16 protein-coding genes, 4 pseudogenes and 2 other annotated features are annotated in these 20,289 nt (G+C 34.0%); of the genes and pseudogenes, 4 read left to right on the top strand and 16 right to left on the bottom strand.

The genetic code is table 11. The annotated features are described in order from the left end of the window. Positions 1-456: 456 nt before the first annotated feature. The 4 genes and pseudogenes from BLV40_RS09475 to BLV40_RS29220 all read right to left on the bottom strand — a co-directional run. Positions 457-1,857 (bottom strand): protoporphyrinogen oxidase, encoded by a 1,401-nt coding sequence (locus tag BLV40_RS09475; RefSeq protein ID WP_090689286.1) that lies wholly within the window; start codon positions 1,855-1,857, stop codon positions 457-459. 367 nt (positions 1,858-2,224) lie between these two features. Continuing rightward, positions 2,225-2,374, bottom strand: a complete 150-nt coding sequence (locus BLV40_RS09470) for an aspartyl-phosphate phosphatase Spo0E family protein (protein ID WP_026590802.1) — start codon at positions 2,372-2,374, stop codon at positions 2,225-2,227. Positions 2,375-2,642: 268 nt separating this feature from the next. Beyond that, positions 2,643-3,152 carry a GNAT family N-acetyltransferase gene (locus BLV40_RS09465; RefSeq protein ID WP_170833638.1) on the bottom strand — a complete coding sequence of 170 codons (510 nt, stop codon included), beginning with the start codon at positions 3,150-3,152 and terminating at the stop codon, positions 2,643-2,645. Between the two features lie 72 nt (positions 3,153-3,224). Continuing rightward, positions 3,225-3,338, bottom strand: a pseudogene (locus BLV40_RS29220) (cold shock domain-containing protein); the annotation flags it as partial. 177 nt (positions 3,339-3,515) lie between these two features. Here BLV40_RS29220 and BLV40_RS09460 point away from each other — a divergent pair. Then, positions 3,516-4,091, top strand: a complete 576-nt coding sequence (locus BLV40_RS09460) for a histidine phosphatase family protein (RefSeq protein ID WP_026590799.1) — start codon at positions 3,516-3,518, stop codon at positions 4,089-4,091. 83 nt (positions 4,092-4,174) lie between these two features. Here the strand turns inward: BLV40_RS09460 and BLV40_RS09455 are convergent, their stop codons facing one another. The 3 genes and pseudogenes from BLV40_RS09455 to BLV40_RS27950 all read right to left on the bottom strand — a co-directional run. Beyond that, positions 4,175-4,693 (bottom strand): GNAT family N-acetyltransferase, encoded by a 519-nt coding sequence (locus BLV40_RS09455; RefSeq protein WP_090689998.1) that lies wholly within the window; start codon positions 4,691-4,693, stop codon positions 4,175-4,177. Between the two features lie 98 nt (positions 4,694-4,791). After that, positions 4,792-4,959: pseudogene (locus BLV40_RS29745) on the bottom strand (histidine phosphatase family protein); the annotation flags it as partial. 51 nt (positions 4,960-5,010) lie between these two features. Further along, positions 5,011-5,192, bottom strand: a pseudogene (locus BLV40_RS27950) (EamA family transporter); the annotation flags it as partial. Between the two features lie 585 nt (positions 5,193-5,777). On the opposite strand from BLV40_RS27950, the gene BLV40_RS09445 reads away from it, so the two are divergent. From BLV40_RS09445 to BLV40_RS09435, 3 genes are all read left to right on the top strand, one after another. Beyond that, positions 5,778-7,034 carry a serine hydrolase domain-containing protein gene (locus tag BLV40_RS09445; protein WP_090689281.1) on the top strand — a complete coding sequence of 419 codons (1,257 nt, stop codon included), beginning with the start codon at positions 5,778-5,780 and terminating at the stop codon, positions 7,032-7,034. 150 nt (positions 7,035-7,184) lie between these two features. Then, positions 7,185-7,922, top strand: coding sequence for a ZIP family metal transporter (locus BLV40_RS09440; protein WP_090689278.1), 738 nt, complete (start codon positions 7,185-7,187; stop codon positions 7,920-7,922). A 78-nt stretch (positions 7,923-8,000) separates the two neighbouring features. Further along, positions 8,001-9,701: a pyruvate oxidase gene (locus BLV40_RS09435; RefSeq protein ID WP_090689276.1), complete on the top strand. Its 1,701-nt coding sequence runs from the start codon at positions 8,001-8,003 to the stop codon at positions 9,699-9,701. 46 nt (positions 9,702-9,747) lie between these two features. Here the strand turns inward: BLV40_RS09435 and BLV40_RS09430 are convergent, their stop codons facing one another. From BLV40_RS09430 to BLV40_RS09390, 9 genes and pseudogenes are all read right to left on the bottom strand, one after another. Continuing rightward, positions 9,748-10,749 carry an ABC transporter permease subunit gene (locus BLV40_RS09430; protein ID WP_139265510.1) on the bottom strand — a complete coding sequence of 334 codons (1,002 nt, stop codon included), beginning with the start codon at positions 10,747-10,749 and terminating at the stop codon, positions 9,748-9,750. A 1-nt stretch (position 10,750) separates the two neighbouring features. Continuing rightward, positions 10,751-11,617: an ABC transporter permease subunit gene (locus BLV40_RS09425; RefSeq protein WP_090689269.1), complete on the bottom strand. Its 867-nt coding sequence runs from the start codon at positions 11,615-11,617 to the stop codon at positions 10,751-10,753. A gap of 180 nt (positions 11,618-11,797) precedes the next feature. Further along, positions 11,798-13,678, bottom strand: coding sequence for an ABC transporter permease (locus tag BLV40_RS09420; protein WP_090689266.1), 1,881 nt, complete (start codon positions 13,676-13,678; stop codon positions 11,798-11,800). Between the two features lie 11 nt (positions 13,679-13,689). Further along, on the bottom strand, positions 13,690-14,457 hold the full coding sequence (locus BLV40_RS09415) for an ABC transporter ATP-binding protein (RefSeq protein WP_090689263.1): 768 nt from the start codon (positions 14,455-14,457) through the stop codon (positions 13,690-13,692). A gap of 291 nt (positions 14,458-14,748) precedes the next feature. Next, positions 14,749-16,674 (bottom strand): threonine--tRNA ligase, encoded by a 1,926-nt coding sequence (thrS, locus tag BLV40_RS09410; RefSeq protein ID WP_090689260.1) that lies wholly within the window; start codon positions 16,672-16,674, stop codon positions 14,749-14,751. Positions 16,675-16,720: 46 nt separating this feature from the next. After that, positions 16,721-16,949, bottom strand: a binding site (T-box leader). Positions 16,950-16,985: 36 nt separating this feature from the next. After that, positions 16,986-17,213, bottom strand: a binding site (T-box leader). A gap of 131 nt (positions 17,214-17,344) precedes the next feature. Then, positions 17,345-18,052 carry a 23S rRNA pseudouridine(2604) synthase RluF gene (gene rluF / locus BLV40_RS09405; protein ID WP_017149579.1) on the bottom strand — a complete coding sequence of 236 codons (708 nt, stop codon included), beginning with the start codon at positions 18,050-18,052 and terminating at the stop codon, positions 17,345-17,347. A gap of 283 nt (positions 18,053-18,335) precedes the next feature. Next, positions 18,336-18,956: a DUF4937 domain-containing protein gene (locus tag BLV40_RS09400; protein WP_090689257.1), complete on the bottom strand. Its 621-nt coding sequence runs from the start codon at positions 18,954-18,956 to the stop codon at positions 18,336-18,338. Positions 18,957-19,022: 66 nt separating this feature from the next. Further along, positions 19,023-19,838: a nucleotidyltransferase family protein gene (locus BLV40_RS09395; RefSeq protein WP_090689253.1), complete on the bottom strand. Its 816-nt coding sequence runs from the start codon at positions 19,836-19,838 to the stop codon at positions 19,023-19,025. A gap of 169 nt (positions 19,839-20,007) precedes the next feature. Next, a pseudogene (locus BLV40_RS09390) lies at positions 20,008-20,267 on the bottom strand (hypothetical protein). Between the last annotated feature and the right edge of the window lie 22 nt (positions 20,268-20,289).

The raw sequence follows: 20,289 nt of genomic DNA, 5'->3' as shown, positions 1-20,289 counted from the left end.
TATTATATCAGAAAAATCTTCTCTTACTGGAAAATTCACCATAAATAAAAAAACCTGTTTTCAAAATACATGAATCAGGCTCCTTAATGATTTTCTTAATTTATTCGGTTTATACACAATATTTCATTCGTTTTAAACCTAACACAATAATAATCAGAATTTTTATCTTTCAGACATTTTAACATAATTGAATTTTGCTTACAAATAAAAATATTATATAAATATTTCAAACTATCCATTTCCCTTTTTGATGATTTTTCTGTCTTCATACTATAGGTATTTGATTTAAAAAATGATTTAGACTATTAAAAAATAGTTACAGACAGTGAAACTACACGTGCAGACACTCTAATCAAAGTTAAATAGTAAACGATATGTACAATTTTTAGTAACAACAGACAAAATCCCCTTTCTTTTACTAGAAGGGGATTTTGTCAAAAAATATTAAAGGTTACATTACTCAGTACGGTTATTCAATGCGTTCATAATCTTCTCTGCTGTTTTCTTTCCATTTCCTATACAAGCTCCAATACCTACACCATAGTATGAAGCCCCAGCTAGATACATATTTGGAAAAGCAGCTGATAATTTCTCATTTAAAGATTGAACTGCGTGATTATGTTCTAAATGATAATTTGGCATTAAATCTTTCCAGTCCGTAACTTCAACAGTTTGCGGCTTCCCTTGAATCCCAAGGCTTTTCTCAATGTCAGATAAAGCAACTTGGACCAATTCTTCCTTACTTTTTTGTTTCATTTTTTCATAAGCAGGATTGGAACTTTTATAAAACATTCTTACCAATAATTTTTGTTTATCTGATGTATGCTTCCATTTCCTACTCGTCCATGTACATGCATCACAATGTAAATCACTATTTTCTGAAACAATGAAACCCGTACCATCTGCAGGTAATTGTTCGTCAGGTATTTCAAACCCTAAATAAATGCTAATAAGAGAGGAATTTTTCAGCTTATTGAAATCATCATCTAATTCATTAGAACTTAATACTGTTTGTGCAACATCATGTGGAGCAGCTAAAACAACGTAATCCGCTTTTATTGTCTCTTGATTCAAAAAAGAAACTTCATATCCGTCGTCGACTCTTTTTATATTCGTCGTTGTTACTCCTTTTCGTATGTCTGTCCCAGTCAATTTTTCTTCTAAACGATTAATAATCGTAGAAAGACCCTTTTTAAAAGATAAAAACTTCTTATTCCCAGCAGCCTGAAATTGTTTTTTATTTACTTCAAACCCTTTCATAATACTGCCATATGTATTTTTGTAATCAAGTAAATATGGTAATGTAGATGCCATTGTAAGCTCGTTCAATTTACCGGAATAGACTCCCGAAAGAACGGGAGAAATTTGTTTCTCAACCAACTCTTTCCCTAAAAAACTTTCTAAAAATACAGCAAGTGAGGTATCTTTCGTAAAACCTTTGTTCTTTGTAATAAAGTCTTTCAGTGCAATGATTTTGCCTTTCGTTGAAACTAACGTACTACTAAATAGCGACTCTACACTCATTGGTATACCAAATACTGTGTCAGCAGGAATCGGATGTAACATATCATTTGAGTAAATATAAGAAATACCCGTTTCGTTGTATACCAATTCCTCTTCCAAATGCAACTCTTTTACAAAGGGCAAAACATTTTCGTTTCGAGCAACGATTGAATCAGCCCCTGCTTCTATAATAAAATCTTTTTCTTTCACACTGTGAATTTTCCCGCCTAAATATTCATTTTTTTCTACAAGGATTAATTCTAAATCTATATTGTAATCCTTTTTTAGTTTTTCTAAGTAATACATCGTAGAAAGACCTGTAATCCCTCCACCTATGACAACAACTGTTTTCATACTTGCTGCGCTCCTAACCGATACGATAATAAATTCCTTTATTATTATAACCAAAAATTCGCTTTCTCGACTAGCAGCTAATAAAGTTCTTAAAATGTACATATTATTTCCACATATACTTTTAATATGTCTAATATTTAATTATTTAAATGTTTAAATGTTTAAATGTTTAAATTTTCTTTATTTTAATATTTATAGTTGTCTAGGGAATCAATTCATAAGGAATTGTTAAAAGATACTCACCTTTTTTCAAGTGTTATCCATACGAGAAAATGAATGTAATTCTATATTCTTTGTGTATTATGAGGTTCAGAACATTGATGTTATATTACGAAAAATGGCATTCACTACAAATTATAATAGCTTCTTATTTTAATAACATTATATAGTTAATTAATTTATCTAGTTCTTGACTTACTGTAAGTACTTCTTCATGTTGAAATCCATAATTAGATACTAGTGTAAATAGTTCTTCTTTTTTCATTTCAATGATTTGCTCTAAGTTCCTCAGCTCCATATCGTATTTAATCGCTCCAATTTAAAATGTATGTACTCTAGTATAGAGTATTCACATAATAAGTAAAAGCTTCATTTTCAATTCAATATGACATCTTAAAAACAAATGAGTGGAACTATATACTATGTCAAAATAAAAATTACACTTCATCGCACAACCAACATATCTTACTTAACAATCTCACCGCAACAAAAAAGCATGACCACCTTATATCATGCTTTATGTCCTTTATACATCTTTTTGTAAATTCCTTGTAATTATCCAATCTTTACGTATGTGTAATTAAACCATTTGGCCGAAAACGACTCATCATGAGTTCATCAATGAACTTACCGTGAGATTTTAAACTCCCCTTTTTTATACCTTCATCTTTAAACCCAAACTTTTCATATAGTGCTTTTGCACCAGGATTTATTTCCAAAACACCAAGTTCTACTCTCTCTAGCATTAACCAATTATCTGCAAGATCCAGCATTTTTGTTAATAAAGCTTTTCCAATACCTTTATTATGATATCCACTGTCTACACCGATAAATAAATCTCCCGAATGTGACCTTCTTCCTTGTCCTTGCGTTAAACCAACAAATCCTACTACTTGCCCGTCATATTCTGCAACAAATTCAAATTGATTCGGCGCTAAATTTCGAATTCTATTTTCCATCGCATCTATTCGCATACTAGGTAAGAAAACCATATAAGGTAAAACATCATTTTGGATGCATATACGATGAATTGCTTTAGCATCTTGTATCTCTACTGCACGAATTATAACTTCCATCTTATTCTCCCCTTCCAATCCATACAATAAAGATTCTTTATAATACAAAAAAATCCTGCTTGAATCAGGTGCGATTGAGCTAAAGTGTACAAAAACGTGACTATCCTCTTTTCCATCTATTAAAATACTCCCATAGCCTTCATCTTGTTTAAACCATTCCACAATACCTTCGCATTTTTCTTTCATCTGTATCTCCCTTCATTTTCTAAAATCTAGGCTGAAAAATAAGGAAACATCCTGTAAAAAGAAAACGCTACTCCTTCCACTCTCACATGTCCATATTTATTTACAATCTGTTGAACTTTTTTTCAGAATTATTATATAATTACCAAGGTAAATCTATTATTGTAAGGGGGATACAAAATGACAACACTAGGAATCATTCGGCACGGCAGCACACACTGGAATAAAGAAGGGAGAGCTCAAGGTAATTCAAATATCCCACTTGATCAAGACGGACTCTCTGATGCTTATAAACTAGCAGAACGTTTAGCTACAGAAAATTGGGATTTAATCTATTCTAGTGATTTACTAAGAGCAAAGCAAACTGCCGAACCAATAGGAAAAAGCATTAAAAATATAGAAATCCATTTAGACCCTAGACTTCGTGAAGTGGGTGGTGGAGAAATCGAAGGAACAACTGAAGAAGAGCGAATTTCGAAATGGGGAAAGAGCTGGAGAGAACTCGATTTAGGAATTGAAAGTGCTGACAGTGTTAAAGCGAGAGCTTTACCGTTTATTGAAGACATTACATATAAACACCCTAACAAAAATATCTTGATCGTTAGTCATGGCTCATACATTAAGCATCTTCTTAAAGAATTAGTACCTCATTTGAGCACGACAGATTCTCCAAAAAATACATCCATAACTAAAATTAAAAAGCTAGAAAATGGCTGGGATTCAGAATTATATAATTGCACGGTGCATTTAGATTAAATGTTTAATATTTAAAAAAGAAGACTTTAGCAACAGGTCTTCTTTTTTATTTTCTAGTTGCTTACTAAATATGATGCCAATTATTATACAGTACTTAAATCTTTTCCCATTATAACATAAGGAACATCATCTTTACTTGGATGAAATGGTTCCATTATATTACTCCATTCTAGTTTCTCATATAACGAACGAGCATGATTGTTACTTACCTGTGTCGTCAAAACACTAGTTTTATTGCATATTCCATCTAATAAATTATTATGTAATACAGTTCCTACTCCTTTTTTCCGATAATCGGAATGGACCGCTAATTCAACAAATTCAAAACAATCATGTAACCATCGATCCACCTGTTTCGAACTTAATGCTTCCCTTAACAAATGATTGTAGTACTGCCCTTCTAAAGATTCATATCCATAAACAAAACCGATAATTTCATTCTCATCACTTATAGCTACTATACCCTTGAAATTTTCATAATCTATATGTCTTGTAATTCTTTCTACCATTTCATCAAAATCTTTTCCTTCATGCACCATGCAGTACAGTTTGGACATGTTTCTAATTAGAGTTTCATCTTTCTGTATTGGTACTATATTCACCACAAATCCCCTCCTAATAAAAAAGCATAGTAATTATTTATGTTTATAAATAATTATAAAATAAAGAATATTAAAATGAAATATTTTATCTAGAATTCTCTTTCTTGTGATGAGGAAAATACATAATCAAACTTTATATTTTTAAGCCTATCTCTTAAATACTCTGCTTGCTCTATGCCATATTCATTTAATGGCAACCCTAGCCTCCCTTGAAGTCTTCATTCTTTCCTCATATCTGTTTGTCCATGTCTAATCACATAAATCATTTCTAGACTCTCCCCTTGATTTATTTTTATAACATTAACATTTTTCAGTAATCAATAACAACAATAGACCATAATCCTATGATTCGTTATTTCTTTGGTTGTAATAGAAATAACGTTAGACCAATTAAGATAAGTACAATACCTATACCTTGTTGTAAAGAAATAGTCTCATCCAAAATGTAATATGCAAGGATACAAGTTCCGATTGTTTCTCCTAATATACTCATGGAAAGAAATCGATTTTTTTCTTTGATTTATTCAACTAAAACATCTATTTGTTTAATAAAAATGAGACCAACACTTTCTTATTTCATCATCTTTTTACCGATATACTTTCTTTTAAGTAAACTTCTATTAAAAGCATAATAGAAGTGATTTTAATAATGATTCACTCTCAGTAACAAAGAGTTTGGTATTTCAATATGAAAATGTGTTAGCTTTAATTTCTATGTCGAGTTTACCATTTTTATCAACTGATTTTATCGTTATTACAGTGTTCCCAGAATCCCCCTTTTAACCTAAACCTTTTCTCATTTTGTGTCTCACATTCTGAACGATTTCAAAAGTAACTGTTACTACAAGAGCTGTAAACCTACATAAACAAGGTGCGTTTTTTATTAATTACAAAAAGATGTGTTACTTTGTTACTTTGCATGGTTACTCTTTTCCCTTCTCTCCACAACTGAATATATATTCTATCTTTAATATCAATCTCCTTTCCTTCACTAAACAAAAAGGATTCACATATTTTAGTGGAGTATTAATATACATAACAATATTTTAAAATATTATAATTTAAACACTAAGGGGATACAACGATGGAACAAACCATTCATATTGACGGTTTCGTCAAACCTGGATTTGAAAAAGTTAAACATGCATTTATAGAGAATTTTACAAACCGTGAAGAATTAGGAGCTGCTTGCTGCATCTATTATAACGATGAGTGCGTTGTTGATCTATGGGGCGGATATCGTGATCATCATACAAAAAAACGCTGGCAAGAAGATACAGCAATTCTCATTTTTTCTGCAACAAAGGGATTTGCTAGTCTTGCATTGGCCTTAGCGCATTCAAAAGGTTATATCGATTACGAAGAGAAAGTATCTACTTATTGGAACGAATTCGGAGTAAATGGAAAAGAAAACATCACAGTCCGGCAGTTGCTTGGACACCAAGCTGGGTTATGTTGTATTAACAAATTACCATTATATACACTTGGTGATTTTGATACGAAGCACGTTGCTCCTTATTTAGAAACCATGAAACCAGCTTGGGAACCCGGCACAAGACATGGCTACCATACATGGACAATCGGTTGGTATATAAGTGAATTAATTCGTCATGTAGATCCAAAAGGAAGAAATTTGACTCAATTTTTTAGTGAAGAGATTGCACAGCCTTTACAAGCAGAAATGTATATTGGTATACCCACTTCACTGCCAAATGAACGTATAGCGACTATTAAGGGAATCCAATCTATCTTTGACATATTTAAAAGCTTTGGCTCTTTCCCGAAAAGCTTACTATGGGCATTTTTGAATCCAAAATCCTTAGCAAAGCGTAGCATGGTGGATCCAAAAGGATTACTGGCACATGATAACTTCAACAAAAGAGAATTACGAGAAATAGAATTTCCATCTGGAAATGGCATCGGTGTAGTGCGTGATATGGCAAAAATCTATAGTGAATTTGCTAATGGTGGCCCCATATTAGGTTTAAGCCCATATACTTTAAGTGAACTATCGAAACCACCTGTACAAACGAACGGTTGTTGGCGTGATGTTGTACAAACCGTAGACACCGCTTTTACATTAGGCTTTTTCAAACCGTTAGAAACAGGCTCTCACTATGGAAATTTCTCATGCTTTGGACATCCAGGTGCGGGTGGCTCTTTATGTTTCGCAGATCCAATCAATCGAGTTGGTTTTTCTTATGCAATGACACGCGTTGGTATGCAAATGTTTGATGACCCAAGAGAAACTTCTATTCGAAAGGCATTTTATGACACCATTTCACAATCTCAAAAATCACCCAATACCTTATTGACAGTGATATCAGATGTTACTAAATAGATTGATCTTAAAGAAATTTAACCTTTTATTACATACATCATCATTACCAGATTTAAGTTATATAAAAAATTACTTCCAAATAAGTTGGACTAATCTCTTCTTTCACACAGTAAGCTGAAAATGAAGGCTAGAAAAATGGAGTGTGATTATATGGAGCGACTATGGTTTCCAATGATCGTTACGTTTTTTTCGTTTGGTGGATTACTATTAGGTGGCGCAGTTGGACTTGCCACGCGTCAACTTATCGAAGAAAAAATGCATCGTTTATACGCGCTATGTGGAGGCATTTTATTTGGGTTATTATCGCTAGAAATCATTCCAGAAACTTTTTCAAGCTATGAAATCATTGGCACCACACTCGGCATTACCATTGGTATATTACTTATGAGTTTACTTGATAATTATTGCCATCATCCTATCATACATAAAAAACACCAGCAAGCATGGCAAACTTTTTTATTTCTCTCCTTCGCTATTTTTATTCACAATATGCCTAGTGGTATTGCATTAGGAGCTGCTTTTACAAATCATGACGAAACTGCAATTCCGTTCTTATTTGCGATTGTCACACACCATATTCCAGAAGGATTAGCTTTAATCATTCCTTTTCTATTTACACAGCATAAATATATTTCATTTCTATTAACAATCTTGTTATTATCGATTATCCTCGGTACTGGTACAATCTTTGGGATGATGATGCACGGGAAAGCACTTCACTTACAAGGGCTGATAATGGGGAGTGCAATCGGTTCTTTAGGTTATGTCACAATACATGAGATGTTATGGAAGGCTAAGAAACACCTTTCTCCTTTCCCCTTCCTTTCTTGGTCTATTAGTGGATTTTTACTCATAACCGTTTTTATTCTTTTCGCTGACCATCATTAAAATAAGGATTCATTTCTTGTATATTTTACCTATTTATCCAAAACATAATAGTATCTCAATGCATAAGGAGGATCTATTATGTTTCGTAAAACAGCCGGTGAAGCACTTATTGATTTACTTATCGATTGGGGCGTTGACCACATTTACGGCATGCCCGGGGATTCAATCAATTCTATTATTGAACCGCTTCGAAAGAAACAAGACAAAATCAAATTCATTCAAGTTCGTCATGAAGAAGCTGGTGCTTTAGCAGCCGCTTCCTATGCAAAATTAACAGGTAAACTCGGCGTTTGTATGGCAATTGCTGGTCCTGGAGCGATCCATTTATTAAATGGATTATATGATGCAAAACTAGATCAAGTGCCAGTTCTCGCAATTACAGGGCAAGTTGAATCTGATTTACTCGGAACAGGATTTTTCCAAGAGGTAAACTTAGAAAGAATGTTTGATGATGTCGCTGTCTATAATCAACGAATTATGTCAGCTGAACAACTCCCTGCCGTTGTAAACCAAGCGATTCGGATGGCATATACAAAGAAAGGTGTATCTGTTCTTACTATTCCAGATGATGTTCCGAAGTTTGAAGTGGAAGCTGGTGCACGTATAACAAGTTCTTCTTTTACATTGCCCGAACTCTTTCCGCAAGAAGAGGATCTAAAATTGGCAAAACTTGCATTAAATGACGCAAAAAAACCTGTTATTTTAGCTGGAAAAGGGGCAAAACATGCGAAGGAATCTTTACTTACATTTGCAGAACATATTGGTGCCCCTATTGTTTTAACACTACCAGCAAAAGGAATTATTCCTGATGAACATCCTCTCTGTATAGGCGGACTAGGATTAATTGGGACAAAACCGTCTTACGAAGCAATGAAGAATGCGGATACATTAATCATGGTCGGAACTTCTTACCCTTTCACTGGCTTTTTACCCGAAAAAGCAAAGACGCTTCATATTGATACAGATCCTGCACAAATCGGAAAGCGTTATGCGACAGACATCGGATTAGCTGGTGATGCGGATAAAACATTGAAATGGTTTTTAGAAAATGTGGAGAAGCATAACGATCATTCATTCCTAGAACATCATCAAGAATTGATGAAAAAATGGGAAGAAAAATTGCATAACCAAGAAGAGGATTCTTCCACTCCAATCAAACCACAAAGAGTTATGCATGCCTTGCAACATGTTGCTCATGATGATGCCATTTTATCAGTTGATGTTGGGAATGTCACAGTATGGGCTGCCCGTCATTTTCGGATGACGAACCAACAATTCATCATCTCAAGTTGGCTTGCTACACTCGGATGCGGTCTACCTGGCGCAATTGCTGGGCAACTTGCCTATCCAGATAAACAAGTCTTTGCAATTTGTGGTGACGGTGGATTTGGAATGACGATGAATGATTTTGTCACTGCAGTAAAATATAAGTTACCAATTATTGTTGTTGTCTTAAACAACAATAAAATCGCTATGATTAAGTTTGAGCAAGAAGTAATGGGAAATGTTGAATTTGGTACAGACTTAACAAATCCTAATTTTGCAAAATATGCAGAAATATGTGGCGGAGTTGGATACCGAGTAGAACATATTGATGAATTACTTCCTGCCTTTGAAAATGCTGTTAAGCAAAATAAGCCTTGTATTATTGATGTAGTAGTAGACGTAAATGAAGCACCAATGCCTGCAAAAATTACATTCGGACAAGCAGCTGGATATACGAAACACATGCTAAAAGAGTTGTTCGAAGAAGGAAAAATTGATTTACCACCTTTGTAAAATCGAAAAAAGATAGATGAAAACAAATTGTTCTCATCTATCTTTTTTATTTAGATACTTCTTGATGGAAAGAAAAATCTTCTCTTTCACTTTTCACCTGTTTCTCAACTTTCTCTTCTTTCTTTCCTACTTTCCTTCTTCTCAGATTTCCTATACCAATCGATCCTTGCAGACTATTACTAATAAGATTTCCTGCCAAGATAGTCAAGCTATAGAAAAACATCGGTATAAGAACAATCCAAGTATGCGTGGTCAAATGGCGAAAATTTTGTCCAATCAATCCTGTCCATTCCTTCGTCACACTATCTACGTCACCGGTAAATAATATAGTTCCTCCAAAGAATAACTCGAGTAAGCCAAGATGCATAAGAAGCAGCAACATACTAACAAATTGCTGGGCAACAAGTAAGAAAAAAGATGGTACAAGATGAGGCCATACATGGCGACGTAATTGATGCCATTTACTCCCCCCAAGAACAGTTGCTGCCATCATAAACTCTTCTCGTTTTACACGCTGCACCTCTTGCCCTGTATACAGCATAACAGTGGGCACAGCTAAACATGTGAGAATACTAATTTGAAACAGAACTCGTATTGTGAAAGGAGCTGGAATAGTACCATTTTCAAAGAATAAAACTTCTCTTAACATAAAATACGAAATCATAATCATGGGAACAATACTAAATGGATCAAAAAATGCAGAAATAACCGAAAAAGAACGTTTACTATACATGCCAAGAAGTAACCCTAATCCTCCTCCAATGATAACCCGCAAAATCGCAACAATTAAGCTTGCACCAATTGTCCATTTTGCACCTTCTATTATTAATTGGAATAAATCACGCCCTTTACTATCACTCCCAAACCAAAACTGAGATGATGGAGGAAAAGGTGCTGCTTCTACTTGTCCTTTTTCGTTATACAACATCGTTACTTCTCGAATTTCTCCATCGAAAAATAGAGTATTTCCGATACTGACAAGCATAAGTCCGCTTAAAAAAATCAAACCAATCCAAAATCGCATGTCATACTTTAACTTTTGCCACATATTACACACGCTCCTTTATCACATTTTGCATGAGCGTATGTAACAAGCGAAATAAGAAGAAAATAGGGACATATAATAGAACTAAGCACACAGTAAACACTTCTATTTTCGAATTTTCTTTTACGAATACAAGCATGCCATATGTATTAAAGAGCCATTCAATAATATAAAGATTTGATAACATGAATAAAATATTCGTTTTTGCATAGTAAACTGTAGTGAGTAACACGTTTCTTGAAATATGGTGCGTTAATATATGCCGTAAGCTTAATCCCTTACTTTTCGCAAATAAACTATAGTCTTTTTCTGACTCTTCTCTAAAACGGAGTAATAACAATTTAATAAATAGTAACGTTGTCGGTAATGTAAGGCACAAAATCGGTAAAAGACGCACCCTTTCTCCGGACATCCCCGCAAACTTCACTGGCATCCATCCTGTTTTTTGAAACACAATCACTACCAAAAGTTGTGATAATAAAATAAGTAGAATATCCGGAATACTTTCAAGTGTAAGAAAAACCGCATTCCATACGCGTTGCCTAATATGAGAACTCTGCAATACCCATACAACAAGCACGTACGCTATAAATAAAGATAGTAGAAAAGACGAAACAAATACTAGCATCGTCTCCATATAATGTATCCAAATTTGTGGAAATAGAGTCCGAGAATCACGAAATCCATACATAATCTCCCCTGGATGAATCAATTTACCACCAAGATATACAATTGCTTTTCCATATCCAACAAGGTCTATTTGTAATCCTTTAAATAAACGCGGGAGTGCCCCTAAACATAGAATACATCCTAGTGCAGCTAATAATTGTAAAAAAGTAATCCACCACCACTTTCCAACTCGAAGTAACATAACATTCCCCCTCTCTGAACTATAATTTCATTTTACAAAATATTCAAAAATTGTAAAATATATTTTTCAACAAAATAAATGAACGTGCATTCCACGTTCATTTATTGTTCCTCTATTAAAAATCAGAATCAGGTACTGCTAATCGTACATAAATCGAATTTTTCTTAAGGGTAATGAAATCTACTTTACCATTTGCTCTTTCGGCAGAACCATACTCTTATACAATTGAACTGTAATCCAGTAATATACAACATAAATAACAAGAAAAATTCCAATTGGCATCCACACTTTTACAAACGGATCAACTAAGAAGAGACGGAATAAGTTAAGTCCTACTAAAATGTGAGAAATACCAATGATAGCTGGGAAAATAAAGAGATATGAAATTTCCTTATAAATACTGCGCGACAACATACTACGGCGTACTCCAATTTTCCGAAGCATTTCATAACGACGTACATCACGAGAAGCTCCTGTTAAAATTTTAAACATGAGAGAGCTTGCCATCATTGCTAAGAATGCGATTCCAAGGAAGAATCCCATGAACATCGTACCGCTCATAAAACTATTCATAAATTGGTAAGTTGTCATTTTTGTATATAATTCTATTTTTTTGCCTGTTTCTTTTTCTACTAACTCTTTTTGTCGTTGATCGATATCTATCAATAAAGGTTTATATTTTTGTAAATCATCTACTTGCACTAGTGTGACACTATGTTCTGTTCCTTGAATATTTTTATATTGATTGTCATCTGCAATTCGTACAGGTTTTCCATTAAATTGATTATGTGTAACTTGAATTTCTCTTACAATCGCATCTTCCCAATCTCTTGGAATACGCGGGAGATTAGGTGAAGCGTCAGGTGCTTCCATAGATGTATATAATGATTCAGTTAAAGGTTCCTTTACGCGTTTACGTACAGGCTCTTTTACATTTTTAGTATCTTGATGATCAGAAATGAGCGGTGGTTTTGCAGTTAAATCGTTTCGTAAATAATAGACTGCTTCTCCGTCTACTTTATATTTATAAGTCCGCTGCTCTACAATGTTCATTTCCTTTAATGCAGCTTTATCTTTTTCATTCGGATCGTGAATTGTCACATCATAGACTCGAGAAAAATCCGTCATAATACCAACATTTTTTTGAAATGCCATTCCAGCTGTCATCGCTCCTGCACCAAGTGCAATTAGCATCGCTACAGTTCCAAGTACCCGTGATAGACTGTTGATCCGGAAACGAAGCTGAGCGTATGTAAAGCTATTTAAACCTGTTTCATTTCGATTTTTGTTACTTTTTAATCGTGTCACAAACAATGGTAGCAATGAACTAAAAATAAAATATGTCCCTATCGTTGTAGCACCCGTTGCTAGTATAAAACCTATTTCACGTAACTTGTCTATATGAAGGATAGAATAGTATCCGGTTCCTAACAGCAGTACTCCCATTACAGTAAAAATGATAACACGGCGCTTACTCTTTTCTATTTCATCTTGTGTTTCATCTTCACGAAGTAACTCAAGTTCAGTTTTGCGCAATAAACGTACACTATTGATAAATCCAGTAATAATAAATAAGACCAAGAAAAATCCACATGTAACAAGAACTGCAGGCATATAAAATGGCGCATAGCCTTTTGCCGAAATCTCTAAACCATTCATTAAAAAATTCCCTGCTGCACTTGCTAGCAATATTCCTACAATAATTCCGATAATAATGCTGATAATTCCCATGCCGAATGTTTCGATAAATAATAACTGAGCTACTTTTTTCTTCTTCGCACCGAGCATCATATACATACCAAGCTCTTTCCTGCGCAATGTAAGTAAAAAGGAATTCGCATATACGATATAAAAGACCGTAATGAAGGAAAGTAAGACCGCACCGACCCAAAATACAAGGCGAATACTACTAATCATACTATTATCTTTTGTAAATTGACTGTTGATTGCCATCGTTTGGAACATGTAGAAAATACTTATACTAATGACAAGACCAACAAGTAAAACTAGATAGTCCTTTAGCATTTTTTTCATACTATGACGTGATAATTTCAATAACATGATCTCACCTCCTACTTGGATTCAGCCGCTGAGCCCATATGAGCAAGCACACCCAAAATATCTTGATAAAAATCCTCACGTGTTCCTTGGCGTTTCAATTCTTTATAAAGTAGTCCATCTTGAATAAACAGAATCCGCTGACAATAACTTGCACTAAATGCATCATGCGTTACCATTAATATACTTACTCCATGATTTTCATGTAAATCTTGCATCGCTTCTAGCAAACTTTTTGCATTTTTGCTATCAAGTGCACCTGTTGGTTCATCCGCTAATACAATAGCCGGATTATGTACTAAAGCCCGCGCCGCAGCTGTTCTCTGTTTTTGTCCACCAGAAACAGCTGATGGGTACTTTGTTAAAATCTCCACAATATCCAGTTTCTTTGCAACCTCATTTACTTTCCCGCTTATCTCACTTGAAGGCACTCCTTGTAATGAAAGTGGCAAAGCAATATTCTCATAAATCGAGAGATTTTCAAGCAAATTAAAATCTTGGAAAATGAATCCTAGTTTTTGAGAACGAAAATCTGATAAAGCGTTCCCCTTCATTGAAGTAATATCTGTGCCTGCTATTGTCACACTTCCTCCTGTTGCATAATCAAGTGTACTAATTACATTAAGTAATGTTGTTTTCCCAGATCCAGAAGGACCCATAATCCCAACAAATTCTCCTTCTTGTATCGTGAGTGATACCCCTCTTAATGCTTTTGACTGGCTTTCATTTCTTTTACCATATGTTTTCTCCACACTTTCTACTGTCACTACATTTGTTGCCATTCCTATCACTCCATCCCATTTTGTATATCATTACTTTGCCATACACTTCTTAGATTTCTCCTACATAAATTCTTAATATTTCTTAAATTTTCTATCCTCTATAACGAAATTGATAAGCCTCCTTATTTCTTAATATTCTCACTTTTATTTGCGATTTTCCTGCGATTTATCTTACATTCACCTTACATTTTTGTAAGGTAGATTTTGAATAAGTAAGCGAAAACAACTATTAATAATTTGCTTATCGTAATAAAAAATCACACCACTTTTAATAAGCGGTGTGATTTTTTATTATTGAGAACATTTATTATAAATTTCATTCTGTACGTTTTCCATAAATTCAGTTAGTGATACAACTTCTGATTTTTCTTCTCCGTATTTACGCACATTTACCGATCCATTCTCCACTTCTTTATCCCCTATAACAAGAACATATGGTACCTTTTGAATCTGAGCTTCCCGTATTTTATACCCTAATTTTTCACTACGAATATCTCGTTTAACTCGAATACCTGCCTGTTTGAGCTTTTCTTCCATTTCTTTTGTATATTGATCATGAGCTAAAGTAGAAACAGGAATTACGTTTACTTGAACTGGAGCTAACCACGCCGGGAATGCTCCCCCAAAATGTTCAATTAATATTCCTAAGAATCGATCAAAAGAGCCTAATACAGCACGGTGGATAACAACTGGTCTTCTTTTCTCATTTCTCTCATCAATATAATTCAAATCAAATTTCTCTGGCATTTGGAAATCAAGTTGAACTGTTCCACATTGATGGCTTCTTTGTAAAGCATCCTTAATATGAAAATCAATTTTCGGTCCGTAAAATGCTCCATCTCCTTCATTTACTCTATAATTATAATTCAATGATTTCAGCACATTCTCGAGAGACGATTCAGCTTGGTCCCATAGCTCATCATCCCCCATTGAATCTTCAGGTCTTGTTGAAAGCTCAACTTCATATTCAAAACCAAATGTTCTGTAGACATAGTCAATTTGTTTTAACACTGACTTTATTTCACTTTCTATTTGTTCAGGTGTCACAAATAAATGTGCATCATCCTGACAGAATGTACGAACTCTTAGTAGCCCATTCAACGCACCGCTGAATTCGTGGCGATGTACTTGACCAAATTCACACATTCGGATTGGTAAATCACGATAGGAATGTAATTTATTTTTAAAAATAAGCATGTGTCCAGGGCAATTCATCGGTTTTAATGCAAAGCTTTTGTGGTCTACTTCTGAAAAATACATATTATCTTTATAATGATCCCAGTGCCCCGATTCTTCCCATAATCCTTGATTCATCATAATAGGAGTGCGCACTTCTTGATAATCGTATTTTTGTTGTATTTCTCTTAAAAAGGACTCTAATTCATTTCGAATAATTTGTCCTTTCGGTAAATAGAAGGGCATTCCTGGTGCTTCTTCCGAGAACATAAATAACTCAAGTTCATTTCCTAGCTTGCGATGATTTCTCTTTGCTGCTTCTTCTAAAAACCGCAAATAGTTTTCTAATTCTTTTTGAGAAGAAAACGCAACGCCATATATACGCTGAAGTACTTGATTATTACTATCTCCTCGCCAATATGCACCTGAAACATGAGTTAATTGAAATGCTTTCAAGTAACCAGTTGACGGCAAATGCGGGCCACGGCATAAATCAACAAATTCTCCTTGTTTATAAATTGTTACAAGTTCATTTTCAGGGATTGCTTCTAAAAGCTCTAACTTTAAGTGATCATTTATATCTTGAAAAACTTTTTTCGCTTCCTTCCTAGTAATTTCAACTCGTTCCATCTTCAAGTTTTCATTTATAATATTTTGCATTTCATTTTCAATTTTAGGTAAGTCTTCAACACCTATACTACCTGGAAGATCCATATCATAATAAAAACCATTTTCAATAACAGGTCCTACACCAAGTTTTACATCGCCATATATTCTTTTTACAGCCTGCGCTAATATATGTGCAGCAGTATGTCTCGCAACTTCTACTCCTTCATCTGAATCCATAGTTATAATTTGAATTTCTGCATCCTGTTCGATATTTCGACGTAAGTCAAATAATTGATCATTCACCTTTCCGGCTACTGCTTTCTTTTTTAAACTCGAACTAATTGAGTCTGCAATCTCTTCTAGCGTAATTCCTTTTACAAATTCTTTGGCACTACCATCTAGAAAAATAATCTTAATCATCTGTTCTCTCATTTTCATCGCTCCATTTCATAAATAAAAAAGCACACTCATCCCTAATAATAGGGACGAGCGTGCTTTTTACCCGTGGTTCCACCCAGATTCCCATCATACTAAACATACAATGGCTTCTTTTGCGGTAACGTCGCTTACACGGCACTAGATACTTTCATTTTCCCTAGTGCAGCTCTAAGGTGGTAAGTTATTTTCCTGCGTTAGGAAGTTCTCAGCATTCCTTCCTTCTCTGTACAACCGTTTAAAATAACTCGTGTCCTTTTCTTCGCTTATTATAAAATTAAAAATAAAAAAGCATACTCATCCCTAATAATAGGGACGAATATGCTTATATTCGTGGTTCCACCCAGATTCCCATCATACTAAACATACAATGGCTTCTTTTGCGGTAACGTCGCTTACACGGCACTAGATACTTTCATTTTCCCTAGTGCAGCTCTAAGGTGGTAAGTTATTTTCCTGCGTTAGGAAGTTCTCAGCATTCCTTCCTTCTCTGTATAACCGTTAAAAATAACTCGTGTCCTCTTCTTTGCTTTTGCAATACATCCATTTATTGTTATTTACTATATCCTATTCATTTTATTTTTGCAAGTGTCAAAAAACATTTTTTGCTCAATAAAAAAAGGAAACCCAAAACAAATTTCATGTTTTTTGATTTCCCCTACCCTTTTTACCAATCTTGTGGTTCGTAGTTTAAATCTGCAAATAATCTTTTTTTCTCTTTCTTCGTTAAATCTCTCCATTGTCCAACAGGTAAATTATTCAACTGGATATTCATAATTCGCGTACGTTTTAATGTGTAAACTTGATAACCTAAAGCCTCACACATACGACGAATTTGGCGATTCAATCCTTGTGTTAAAATAATTTGGAATTCATATTTTGATAACTGTGTTATTTCACAAGGAAGTGTTTTTGTTCCTAAAATTTTAACACCCGCTGCCATTTGTTTTAAAAATTCAGGCGTAATCGGCTTATCTACTGAAACAATATATTCTTTTTCATGTTTATTTTCAGCACGTAAGATTTCATTAATAATATCGCCATCATTCGTTAACAAAATTAAACCGTCTGAATCTTTATCAAGACGTCCAACGTGATTAATTCGTAAAGGATGATTTACTAAATCGATAATGTTACCTTTAACTGCCTTTTCACTTGTACATGTAATACCTACTGGTTTATTTAAAGCGATATACACATGGTCTCGAGCAATTCGAAGCTGCTCTCCATTTACTCGCACGTCATCACCTGGTTGTACTTGGTCACCTATTTTTGCAACCTTTCCGTTAATAATTACTCTTCTTTCATTAATTAACTTATCTGCTCCACGTCTAGATGCTTTTCCAGATTCACTAATAAATTTATTAATACGCAAGTTAGGCACATCCTTTTCTCTAAAAAATTCAAGCTCACACTGCTTCTACCGTACAATCACAAAAGGGTAAGCCTCCTAATATAACTTAAATATATTAACATGAAAGGGTATCTGACGTCTTCTATAAATTTCATGTTTAAAAGAATTCATCTCATTGAACGAGATACCAATCATACATTCATTCACTGCACACCTTCTACTTTTAAAACTAACAATTCATACAACAATAACTATTAAAAGCATTTATCCTAGATATAACATCATTTATTTACTTTTTTCATAATTAATATACAGACCATTCTTCTAAACACGCAACTTGCTTTCCATTTATACTTTCAACATCCATAGTTACATTAGCTAACGCATATAATCTAGGGAAAATTTCTTTCACATAACGCTGATGTGACATTTCATTTTCCCATAAAGAAAGAACGACATAGCGATTGGAGTTTTTAAGAGATCTTCCCACAACACCACCTAACATTCCTTCTGATTTTTCCATTCCTTTATTCCAAATTGTTTCTTGTATATGTAAAAAGTTCTCTTCCCTGCCTCTTTTCACATCACAAACTGCTACCCTGACAAATAGATTTTTTACAAGTGCATTCGTAAATGAAGTAGCTTTCATATCAAATAACGTTTGAAATAACTCTATTTTACAAGATAGATACGTATCCTTTTGATTGCTATTATGAAAAATTGGATCATGCATTTCATTCATAAATTTTTGATATGTATCCATGTTTCCCCATACAGTAAATATACAGGCCTCATCTTCATTCCAGCCCCCGAACTGTCCATAAAATCCCTCTAGATTTTGTAAACCTTCCCATTTCTCTTGCGCCTCTGAAAATAAACCCTTTTTCTCTTTTTCAACCCGACAAAATATCATTTTTAATAACATGCTGCTCCCCCTTACTATAACTAAAAAATGGCACTATTTGTTTACATAATAAAATTATGTTTTGTTTCATTCACTATTATTTAAATAATAATTCGCTTCTTTTATCATCCAGCTCCCAAAGTTATCTAAATATGCTGTAATTTCCATTATGTCGTCTATAGGATTAACTGCATATTGTAGCGCTTTCCTCATATTTTGTTCTTGTTCTGGAAAATGCTTATTAAACAACTCATACGCTGGATAAAGGTCTCTAGAATAAAGTCCTTCTTTATCAATTGTTAATGCTAATCCTGCTCTAACTATGATTTTCATAATCCAGCGGCAACAATCTATTATATCCTCCCTACCTTTATTATGAATTAGCTCTTCACGCGCTTGTTCAATTTGTATCTGTAAATATTTCAGGTGTTCATGAGCTAATTCTTGACTTACTTTATATTTAGGTAGCTGTGATCTTATATCTTCACCGAATATACATACTCCATGTGTTTGAATCATAAAACTTATAAATGAAAAACGACTGGAATGTAACACTTCTTCTACTTCATAAAAACTTAATTCCACCCCAGATATACAACCAAATTTTCGAAGCAATTGTTGCTCTATATTTTCACTCCATTCCAAGTCTATTGTTCTCGGATCTTTTCGAACGAATATAATTGTGTCTATATCTGCAATCCCCTCTATTCCAATCCCTCTTGGAACAGACCCTCTAATGTAAATGCTATGCAAATCATCCTGTAACAATTGAAAACACGCATTCTTTACTTCTTGTATTACCTCCAGAAAAACTGGTTGAATATTATTGATATGTGAATCATTTATAATGTATCCTTTGTCATCTACGGGACAAAAACGACCTATTTTCTTAATAATTGACAATCAATCAGCTCATTTCTATATAAAGTGTTATATACAAATTAATTATAAAACAAAAGATTCGGAATAAAAACAAAAAGGAACCTTACCATGGTATGCTTATAATATATTTACTAAATAACTCAATAAAAGGAGTATATTGATAATGAAACTCACATTCTCAGTAACTAATTCAACCTTTCCTATCTCCTTTTTGAAATACTACAGTATGCCCATCTTCTCCAAGGTTCTCCCACCCCTTCGCGTTTGAAATAGGCATTAGACTTATATATTGATAATCTGCTTGATTGTCATCTTCAATATGAATAGCTGACATAGGAACTGGAAAATCTTCAATCTTTGATTCTTTCGTCATGAATATTAGCGCCAATAGCCCTCTAAAACTAATACCATAATTATATTAGAGTATATTTCCCATCTCTTTTTCTCCATCGAAAACCTCATCCTTATATGT

The sequence above is a fragment of the Bacillus sp. 166amftsu genome, assembly GCF_900107445.1.
In the GTDB taxonomy this organism is placed as follows: domain Bacteria; phylum Bacillota; class Bacilli; order Bacillales; family Bacillaceae_G; genus Bacillus_A; species Bacillus_A arachidis.
The sequence above is the reverse complement of the archived record's forward strand: the minus strand, read 5'-3'. Positions and strand labels throughout refer to the sequence as shown.